This window comes from Blautia sp. MSJ-9, from assembly GCF_018919065.1.
GTDB lineage: Bacteria > Bacillota > Clostridia > Lachnospirales > Lachnospiraceae > Blautia_A.
The window spans coordinates 1-10,671 of the sequence record NZ_JAHLQG010000005.1 but is presented as its reverse complement, the minus strand read 5'-3'; the positions used below and the strand labels follow the sequence as shown (position 1 = coordinate 10,671).

General features: G+C 40.6%; 7 protein-coding genes. 2 read left to right on the top strand and 5 right to left on the bottom strand.

The window, feature by feature from the left end; translation table 11 throughout:
* The 3 genes from KQI87_RS01075 to KQI87_RS01065 form a co-directional block, all read right to left on the bottom strand.
* On the bottom strand, positions 1 to 766 hold a 766-nt coding region (locus KQI87_RS01075), incomplete at its 3' end, for a glycogen/starch synthase (protein WP_216458534.1).
* A gap of 329 nt (positions 767 to 1,095) precedes the next feature.
* Positions 1,096 to 2,097 carry a helix-turn-helix transcriptional regulator gene (locus tag KQI87_RS01070; RefSeq protein WP_216458533.1) on the bottom strand — a complete coding sequence of 334 codons (1,002 nt, stop codon included), beginning with the start codon at positions 2,095 to 2,097 and terminating at the stop codon, positions 1,096 to 1,098.
* 165 nt (positions 2,098 to 2,262) lie between these two features.
* Positions 2,263 to 6,354: an Ig-like domain-containing protein gene (locus KQI87_RS01065; RefSeq protein ID WP_216458532.1), complete on the bottom strand. Its 4,092-nt coding sequence runs from the start codon at positions 6,352 to 6,354 to the stop codon at positions 2,263 to 2,265.
* Between the two features lie 281 nt (positions 6,355 to 6,635).
* Here KQI87_RS01065 and KQI87_RS01060 point away from each other — a divergent pair, with 281 nt between their 5' ends.
* The gene (locus KQI87_RS01060; protein ID WP_216458531.1) at positions 6,636 to 9,152 is read left to right on the top strand and encodes a LuxR C-terminal-related transcriptional regulator; all 2,517 of its coding nucleotides are present in this window, start codon (positions 6,636 to 6,638) and stop codon (positions 9,150 to 9,152) included.
* Between the two features lie 171 nt (positions 9,153 to 9,323).
* Here the strand turns inward: KQI87_RS01060 and KQI87_RS01055 are convergent, their stop codons facing one another.
* Positions 9,324 to 9,560, bottom strand: coding sequence for an antibiotic biosynthesis monooxygenase (locus tag KQI87_RS01055; protein WP_216458535.1), 237 nt, complete (start codon positions 9,558 to 9,560; stop codon positions 9,324 to 9,326).
* A 37-nt stretch (positions 9,561 to 9,597) separates the two neighbouring features.
* A complete protein-coding gene (locus KQI87_RS01050; RefSeq protein WP_216458530.1) occupies positions 9,598 to 9,924 on the bottom strand; it encodes a winged helix-turn-helix transcriptional regulator in 327 nt (108 codons plus the stop codon).
* A 146-nt stretch (positions 9,925 to 10,070) separates the two neighbouring features.
* Between KQI87_RS01050 and KQI87_RS01045 the strand changes: the two genes are divergently transcribed.
* Positions 10,071 to 10,424: a cupin domain-containing protein gene (locus KQI87_RS01045; RefSeq protein WP_216458529.1), complete on the top strand. Its 354-nt coding sequence runs from the start codon at positions 10,071 to 10,073 to the stop codon at positions 10,422 to 10,424.
* The last annotated feature ends 247 nt before the right edge of the window (positions 10,425 to 10,671 follow it).

The window sequence follows — 10,671 nt, the reverse complement described above, 5'->3', positions numbered from 1 at the left end:
ACTTCAGATTATGTATTGTGAGTACTGAAATTGCACGTCCTACATCTGTATCCTGGAAACAGGTTCTCAGATAAAGTGGTACTAAAGCTGCCTGCCAGTCATGACAATGTACTACATCAGGAGTCCAATTCAGATAATTAAGGGCAGCAAGGGCAGCTTTTGCAAAATAACAGAATTTCGGAATGTCATCTATGAGATTCGTATATGGATTTCCCCAGGAAAAGAACTCATCATTATCTATAAAATCATAGACAACACCGTCCTCCTGATATTCCATAATTCCCACATAATACTGCTTTCCATCAGAGCAGAGATTCATATCAAAGGAACCCCTGTATTCCATCTTTTCCTGAAATTTCTGAGGAATACATTTATATCTTGGAAGAATGACCTTAACATCAATGTTTAATTTTGCCAGACTCTTTGGCAGGGCAGACATTACATCTCCCAATCCACCGGTCTTAACAAATGGATAACATTCTGATCCAATGAAGGCTACACTTCTTCGCGGTCCCAGATCAGGCTGTCTCGTTGGAATGTTCTGTTCATTCTGTTCAACAGATGGCTCCTGAATAATTGTGGTTTGCTTAACAGAAACATTCTCTACTGTTGGAGCAACAGTCTTAACAGCTTTTTGAGGACTGTTTTTTGCACTGCTTTTTACGCTGTTTCTTGCATTGCTCTTTGTATTACTCTTTGCATTGCCTTTGGTACTGCTTTTGGTACTGCTTTTGGCACTGCTTGTTTGAACTGTTTTTTTTCTCATATCATTGATCTCCCTTTTGCATTTTACAAAGTCCGAAATTTATTATGCCTTAACTAAAATGTCCTCCGGTAAGTTCCTGATAAACATTCATTTTGCAGATATTTATCATTTCCTGTTAATTTCAATTATAACACAAAATGCGCAGAGTAACTATTATTATCTGAAATGCTTCCATCACAATACATTATATTTTCTGTTTTTTAAGTCAAACAAAATTTTCCCTGAGTTCTCCTGTTATTGAGTCCATGATAAATCCATAGATTTTAATATCCTGCGGCATCAGCGGATGGTTACGCAGGGCAAATATCATATCTTCGTGGATTTCCCGATCATTTTAATACGAAATTCTTTAATTCATCTCTCTTTTTTACATGAAGCTTGTTAAAGATATCTGTAAGATAATGCTTCACTGTGTTTAGGGATACCCCCATGTGTTCTGCGATCTCCCGGTTGCTCCAGTCCCGGCAGGCCAGCATGGCAATGGAAAATTCCATGGTAGTCAGAGCGTCTGTCACAGGGTTGTCTGATGCAGGATTGTGAACCGCCATCCATCCACGGCTGAAGGTAATAACTGCATCCGATATTTTTCTGTATATCTCCGGATTTTCTTTGCGGATGCAGGACTCCAGAAGTCCCTGGAGAAGTCCGTGGAGTTCGATAAACGGCTCGATAAGCTCATCCTTCACTGCCAGTTTCCATGCAGTGAGTATGGCTTTTTCTGCTTCTGCCTGATTCTTCAGACTGATTTCACACATAGCAGTTACACAGTAAAGATATATCATCCCAACAGGATAAATTTCTTTACAGGAAAACAGTGCCGCATCACAGATTCCCAGAGCCCTGCTGTATTCACCTTTCAGATAAAGGTCATGGGAAATTACATTGGCAGCAAAAATTCTCAGTCCCTGAGGCAGACTGCTCATATATTTCTTCATATCAGGCAGTTTCTCTGTAGAGAGATGTAAAAGAACCATTCCCATATATCCTGCAAATACACAGTATGCTGTATTTCTCTCAGAAGTGGGAGCTTCCATCTCTTTTCTCAGACATTCCCGGATGATCTCAAGGCCACGTTCGGATGCCTTCGCATTTCCCAGTGTAAGATTAGAGTACACATAGAGCATACATGCAGACAGCTTCAGTTCCAGCCGGGAACTCATAATATAAATCTCCACCAGATCACTGCATTTCTGCGCCTGCCCTGTGAAATAATAAAATTCTGCAATAGCGATCTCCCGGAAATCCCTGTCTGCAAAATTCTCTGCTGCTTTTCTTGCATTTCCTGGCTCAAATGCTGTATTTATCAGTGGTAATACTGTATTTTCCGTCATATATCCACTCTGCCATGTCCTTTCTCTCTGTATTTTTTTATATTACCACCTTTTTCTTGTTTTTTCTATAATACTTATAAATTCCCGGAACGAAAAAAATACCGGATCAGGCCTGTTTGGCTCAATCCGGTATGTTTTCATTTCACAGTTAAAACCCCCTCAGGATTATTTTACAGTGATTTTCAGAGCTTTGTATACGCCATTCTGTGCATATACCCATATTGTGCAGGTTCCTTTGCCTGTTGCTCTGATAAGGCCATCCGGGGTAACGGTGGCTACTTTTGTATTGCTGCTTTCGTAACAAAGTTTTCTGTGGCGTGCAATCTTCTTATCTTTCTTTACTTCTTTTGCTTTTATCTGTGCGGTTTTTCCCATTTTCAGGGTGATCTTTGAAATATTCTTCTTATTTCCAATCTGGGTTACGGAAACAGCTTTTGCATTTCCGTATTTACCGCCTTCGGTGACTGCATGTACAGATATGGACGTGTCTGTCACTACCTTTTTGCCATTTACCAGTCTGTAGGCTTTTACCACATATTTGTAGTAAGTACCTTTTTTCAGATCCTTCTGGGTCCATGTGCTGATATCTCCACCGGTGATGGTGGCAAGCTTCCTGTACTTGTAAGACTTTGTACCTGTATTACAGCGGTTGCCGTATACGAAATATCCATCTGCATCCTCAATGATGTTCCACTGCAATGTCACAGAAGTTTTTGTCTGTTTTACAGAACGGGCTCTTAACCTTCTGAAGCCTGTGGTCTTATTGATCGTGGGTTCATCCGGGACTTTCACTGTGATCATAATGGAAGCTGTAATTTTTCCATCCTCTGTTGTAACTGTGATCTCTGCAGTTCCATTTCCAACTGCTGTTACCTTGCCGTTTTCATCTGTAATGGCAACTTTTTCGTTATCGGATTTCCAGATCAGTTTCTGTAAATCTGCATTTTCAGGCTCAATCTTTACTTTCAACTCTGTGGATTCACCAATCTTTGTCAGGGTTTCTTTCTCTGCTTCTATGGTGAGCTTCTGGATTTCCACAGGGATTTTCACTGTTACGGAAACTATCGCTGTATAACTGCCGCTTACAGATGTTGCGGTAATGGTGGCAGTTCCGTTTCCAACTGCTGTTACCTTGCCGTTTTCATCTACAGTTGCTACTTTCTCATCGCTGGATTGCCAGGTTACACGCTTATTGTCTGCATAAGACGGTGTCACCTCTGCGGTAAGTTGGGCGGTTTCATCTTTCTTTGTTAAGGTAAGAGTATCCGGAGATACCTTAATGCCTGTTACCGGGTAGCTTGGGGAATAGTAGGTGTCTTTGTAAGTCAGTACATAAATAGAGAATTTATCTGACTTAAAGGTAAGCTCGTTAGTACTGCTGTTAAAGACAGGATCTAATATATCAACAGTTGCCTGATTCGTTGCACTGTCCTTATGCAGTCTGAGAATTTTATAATCCCGGATGGTATAAGGCTGATTATTAATCATTTTATCCGGGATTTTAATCCTGATATTCATATTGATACCCGGATCTGTAATAAGTGCCCTGTTCTCACCCGCAAGCTGTCTGTATAAATCTATGTCGAATAAAATCCGGTCTGCATTTTTTCCCACTGTCTTTTCTATTTCCGTGTTGATTAAATTCTGCCAGTCAGGATCAAGATTATTAACATGATTGATTTCAAGCCATACTTTAGCTCCTGATCCATTATTAATTCTGGTTTTATCACTTTCCGGGAAAAGTCCAAAAAGGATTGTTTCTTCATTGTCCAGAGCTGCTGCTGTGATTTCTGAGCCCAATATCTGGATATATTTATCTATTTTATCTGCATAGGGATCCGCCGGTTTTCCATCCTGTTTCGGGATGGCATCATATCTTTTCTGACCACAGCCCGGTGCTGTACAGGTTCGCTCCTTCATTCCTTCTGACCATGAAGTTGCAGGACTTAATATCTTTCCGTCTTTTGGCCAGTTATGGTCCTCAATTGTAAAGGTGCCTGTCTCTCGTGTGACAGTATAATTCGGATTTGCACCTGCTGTTTCTGTAGCTGTAATTGTATATTTTCTGGCATCCTCACCTGATTCTCTCTGCAATGTGATTCCAGATAATGTTTCACCTTCAACGATACCGTCTGTGGTATAAGTAAGCTTAGGATCTTTCTCTCCGATATGCTTTCGTAAATCATTCGGTTTCACTGTTACTTCTTTGGGTTTAATTTCAAATGAACCGGTTGCTTTTCCGGCATTATAATTGGCAGATTCCGGTATCTGGGCTTTTACATAATAGGTGCCTGCATTCTTCGGTACTCCACCTGCCGCTTCTGCTCCGTTTTCAGTTGAAGTCTGCGTGGTACATGCCCCATCTGTATAGTAAGTGTACTGGACTGTCTGATTTTCCGGGTTCAGGTCTGAAGCTATTGACGGTGCATTTTTCTTTCCATCATAGGAGCCATATGTCCATCCCTCGATATCGACTTTGGAATAGGAATCTGTAGCACCTGCTTTTTTAACATTAAAATCACAGGTAGCAGAAAATCCCTTATAATTCTCTGTTTCTTCCACCACTGCCTTTAAGGTATATTCTCCGGCAGAAAGTTTTTTCAGGCCTTCTTCCGTTATACCAGCATAAGTACTGTCATCCTTATCCTTAACTTTGTATTGATAGATCACCTTACTGTCGGATGGTGCCCCTTGCAATTTTATAACTGGCTGCTCGCCATATGTGAACTCATCTAAAACAACCGTTAAGGTAACCGGTGCTTTTTTTATTTCCCATGGATGTACGCTCTCGTCTTCGCTGAGGCTGTAATTGGTATTTCCGAGAGCTGTAACCTTTGCCGTGTACTTCCGGGCATTCTTTCCGGTATTTGTATAAATTTCATCAGCTACATATGTCAGTTTAAATGTATCGTCGGACAGGGCATTTCTCACCCTTGCAGTGACTGTCTGGAGCTGTCCATTATAAGTTAATTCTGAACTGCTCCAGTTAAGCTGTGCCGGACGTGGTTTTATTTCAAAATCAGCAGATATCTCTTTTGAGTTCTGTTCTCCAGGCAGTGTAATGTTTACTTTTGCTTTATATTTTCCAGTGGAAGTGGGAAGTACTGAACTTTCCGGATAAGTGGTCCCGTCACGGCCTGCATATATGATTGATCCTATTGTTGCCCCTATTTCTGACGGAAAAGTATTATCACATGTTACAGAATAGGTTCTGCCATATTCAGCACAGTTATTGTTATCAAATCCATTAAGCTTAAGTGAAACTGTTGCCTTTGCATTGTCAGAACCTGTTCCATAATATTCACATTTTGAATTTGTGTTTGAGCAATATGCCTTAAGAGTATCGCCACTTAAACTATAGTTCCAGGAATGCACATGAACCCATTTTGCATACAATGTTATTTCTTTTGAATAAGAAATATCTTGAACAGAATCAATTCTTTTTCCTTGACCGTTTTTTCCAGTATACCAACCATCAAATCTGTAACCTGTCTTTTTGGGATTTTTTTCATGGCCATTGCCCCATTGGCAATCCCTCGACCATACCCAGTCCGTTGGCGGTCCGTCCGTTCCACCATCTAAATCATAAACAACTTTTGTAGGATTAACAATATTTTCCTGTGCTGCTGCTGTATAATAATAATAATCTGCAACTGAACTTTTACAACAGAGATATATAGTAATATACTTTTCAGCTATCTCTATTTTACGATTAGCAGGAACAGATAAAGACTTAAATATTTGCATTTGAGACGTATCTTTACTCTCTGGATTCTTTCCATACGTTCCATCAATTTCGTCAGATCCTTGATAATACCTTACTGTATATTTTCCCGTATCCTTTTGATCTCCAATATAAACATCAGGATCAACTCCAATTGTCACGGTTCCATCATGATTATTAATTATATCAACTATCGTCTGTCGTTCTATTGGAAATGGATCAACATTTTTAATATTTACTCTATGTTTTTGACCTTGATTAATATTTTCTGCAGCTGTATCATTATCCACTAAACCACAAACATTTTCTCCGTCACTGAACCCATTTTCCACCTCCGGCACTCCTGCCGCAGCTACCGGCTGTTCCTTCTCTTCCTCTACCTCCGGCTCATCTGTAAATACCTCTTTCTCTTCTGACGCCCCGGATGCCTCCCCATCCGAGAATTCCGTCATGCTGCTGCCCCATGCTATGGATGGTGTCATGGAGAAGCACATTGTAAGTGCAAGTATTCCTGATAATAACCTTTTCTTCATTGCAATCCCTCCTTCTGATCCTGATATGGTGGATATGTGCATCCACTGTTTCCGCATACTCCTGACCGCAATGTCATTTCACAGTCCGGTCAGGTTTCTGTTACCTGTAATTATAACTGATTTCTTTTCATTTGATAATGCACTTTTCGGCACCAAAAAGTGCCCCCTGTATAGCAAAAGTGACGGCAGATATTGCCTGAAAAACCACCTGGGAAAAAGTTTCATTTTGATACTTTATATGTTAAAATGAGACATATCGTATCAAGTGAGGGGTTTTACAGATGTCTAAAAAGAAATATAATCTGAATACAATTTACATCTCTGAGCGTCTGCAGGAGAATCTGAAACCGATTTCACAATCTGCATTCACTGCTGTGACCGCTCCCATGGGATATGGAAAAACAACTGCTATCAACTGGTATCTGGACAAACAGAGCAAAAACGGAAATTCCTGTGTGATCCGGATCAGTATTTATTCTGATAATCTGTCTGTTTTCTGGCAGAGCGTTCAGAAGGCATTTGCCTTCGCAGGGCTTGATTTTCTGGATAATTATAGCTGCCCTTCAGATGCTGCCAGTGCCGGGATGCTTGCTGATGAGCTTTGTTATTCCCTGAGCAGTCAGACCTCTTACTACATTTTTATTGATGATTTTCATCTGCTGGGTGAACCTCATGTTGCAGATTTTTTTTGTATGCTTGCCAACAGACTGCCTGAAAATATCCACCTGATCGTATCCGGCAGAAATGCTTTTCTGTCCGAAAAAGAGATTCTCCGTCTTGGCAAAAAGTTATATCAGATCCATACCAGGGATCTGTGTCTGAATCGCCGGGAGCTTTCTGTCTATACCCATCGCTGCGGTGCCAGCCTGAATGAAGATCAGCTGAACACGCTTCTCTATTCCAGTGAAGGATGGTTCTCTGCAGTCTATCTGAATCTCTGTACCTTTTTTGAGAGCGGACACTTCCCTGACCATACTTCTAATATCTATGATATGTTTTCCTCTGCCATGATCGCACCCCTTTCTGATGCGCAGCAGGAATTTCTCACTGTTATGGGACTTGCAGATGAATTTACCGTTGAAATGGCACTTTTTATTACAGGGAATCCGGAAGCCGGACAGATTCTTTCCCTTATGACCAGACAGAATGCTTTTATCACTCCTTTGTCCGATGGAATCAGCTACCGTTTTCATCATATGATGAAGGAATGTACACAGCGTGCCTTTGCCATGCTTTCCTATGAAAAACAGACAGATTTCCGGAATCGTTACGGACAATGGTATGAATCTCATGGACAGTTCCTGCAGGCACTTGCTGCCTATAGCAAGGCTCTTAACTATGATGCTGCGCTTGCTGTTATCCAAAAGGATGCAGGAATCCTTCTGGCTTCTCTTTCGCCGGAAAAGGTTCTCGCATTACTTGATGCCTGTCCAACAGAAATCCTGAAGAGCAGGCCTCTGGCCCTTCTCGTATTAATGCGCCGTATGTTTACCTGGCATCAGATTCCCAAAATGCTGGAACTGAAGCAGCTTCTGACAGATACCATAGCTGAAGATAACACTTTGTCCGAAGATGGGAGAAAGAATCTCTCCGGAGAATGTGATCTTATTATGAGTTTTCTGATGTATAACGATATCACCGGTATGAGCGTTCTGCACCGTCAGGCCAGTTCTAAAATGACCAGACCTGCCATCAGTATCCGCAAAACAGGAAGCTGGACCTTCGGTTCTCCTTCTGTTCTGATGATGTTTCACCGCAGATCCGGAACCCTGGATGCAGAACTGACAGCTATGAATGAATGTATGCCCCACTATTACAGAATTACCCAGGGACATGGACAGGGTGCGGAATTGCTCATGAATGCAGAGGCAGCATTTATGCAGGGGAATTTTTCAGATGCACAGATTCTGCTGGAGCAGACTTATTCCACCATTGCCTCAAACGGACAGCACAATATTTCGCTCTGCTGTGATTTCCTTGCTGCAAGGCTTTCCCTTTTTCAGGAGGGCGTCACCTTTGTGAAGAACCCTGAAGTAAAGCGTAAGGAGCTTCTGTCTCTCCACAATATGATGTGGCTGAATATTTTTGACAGTACTTATGCTTACTACTGTGCATTAATTAGAATGCCGGAAAAGATTCCCGCATTATTTAAAGACCACATGTTATCCACTGTCAGCTTTCTCTCTCCCTGCAGACCTATGATGGAAATGATCGAGAATCAGGTCTTTCTTTCACAGAAAATGTACGCAAAAGTTATAGGCAGAAGCGAAACACTTCTGCCTGTCTGTGAAAAAATGCACTATGAACTTGTGTCTCTCCACGTTCAGATCCAGACCGCTGCTGCTTACGCAATGCTGGGCAAACATCATGATGCACGACAGCTTCTGCAGAAAGCCTTAGAAAACGCCATGCCGGATGGCTTTCTGATTCCGTTTGTAGAAAATTATAACTATATCAAGGACGTGCTGGGCAGTATTAATTCCATAACATCAAAGCCTTTCACAGACCAGATTCTTTCCCTTGGTTCTGTTTACGAACAACACTGTCTCCGCCTGTCCAGCCATAATTCCAGATCTGAGATTCTGAATGTGCTGAACAGCAGAGAAGCTGAAATCGCAGCTTTGATCACCGACCGTCTGAGCAACCGCGAAATCGCAGAGAGGTTATTTCTCTCTGAAGGCACTGTGAAGCAATATATCAACCAGATTTATTCCAAGTTGATGATCAACGGTGATACACGCACCAAAAGGAAACAACTGGCAGAGCTGATTTCTTCCATAAACAGGGGCCATGCCTGAATTCTTGCTTTTTTCTTGCGATTCCATTGATATCTGATGGTTACACCAAAAATCCCCTGTAAAATCAATAAAGCCGGTATTGGATCATCAATCCTACACCGGCTTTATTGATTTTAATTATCTCATTTTCTAATAATAGAATGACTGATTATCATCTTTAACTGGAAGTTATCAATTTCTTATATATTTTTGATCAGAGACAGGAATCGTATCTTCTGACTTATATCGCTCCACCTTCATGTGAAGATTATATTTATCTCTTAACTCTGCGATTTTTTTCATCATTGGCGATTGATGGTGAAAATCAATGCTTTCTTGATTTTCCCAACTATCAATCAGCAACACAGTTTCTTCATCATCCAAAGGAAAAAAGTAGTCATATTTAATATTTCCTGCTTCATTTCTAATTGCATCAACAGTACCACTTTAAATTCCAAATAAAGAATCAGTCGATGATTGATTTATAATAATTTCCAAAATCAGCCAGTGCGTCTATAATCGGCAACATTTCTTTTCCAAGTTCCGTTAATCCATATTCTACTTTTGGTGGCATTTCCTGATAATCATGCCGATAGGCAAGTCCATCATCAATCATTTGTCTGAGACTGTCTGTCAGTACCTTCTGTGAAATGCCCTCAATATCTCTCTGCAGTTCATTAAAGCGCCAGGGGCGTGTTTTTAGATTACGTATAATCAAAAGTTTCCATTTACCGCCTATAAGGGATACAGCCGTTGCCACCGGACAAGCCGGAAGTTCATCTTTTGTCTTCATTTCGTACTCACCTCCAACTTTATGATAACACATGTTTTTTATAGTGCATAGTTATAAAAAGGTGCGTACTTGTTTTTATATGCGGAAATCAGTAAATTATAGATAAGCAATCGGAAATTGCAAATAAAAATCTGGAGGTAACTATCATGGCAAATTATGCAAAAACAAATATTGGAAACGAAGGCAGAGTAGAACTTCACGAAACACTCGCATTAACAGGGGCTGAAATCAGCATCAATAAACTTCCTGCAGGAGCAAATGTTCCATTTATCCATTCCCACAAAAATAATGAGGAAATTTATGGAATTATTGCCGGAAAGGGAAAAGTTATCATTGATGATAAAGAAATCGATCTTGTATCCGGCGATTGGCTTAGAATTTCTCCAGCAGGTAAGCGCCAGTTCTTTGCTGCAAAAGATTCAGCACTCACTTATGTCTGCATTCAGGTAAAGGAAAACTCCCTTGAAGGATTTACTACCGATGATGGCGTTATTTGCTAAATTTCTTATAGAATAAAAAACGCTATTCCAAAATCAATAAAGCAGGTGCTGGATTCATTATAATCCTACACCGGCTTTATTAATTGTAATTATCTTATTGACTGATGATAGAATAAACCGATTGTTATGAGAGTATGAAACTTTTTCTGTAAAATAATGTTTATAAGGTTCTTCTATGATACAATAAATATCATTAGGAGGGCCTTTTATTATGGCAAGACAAAAGAAACCTGTACATCGTGTACAA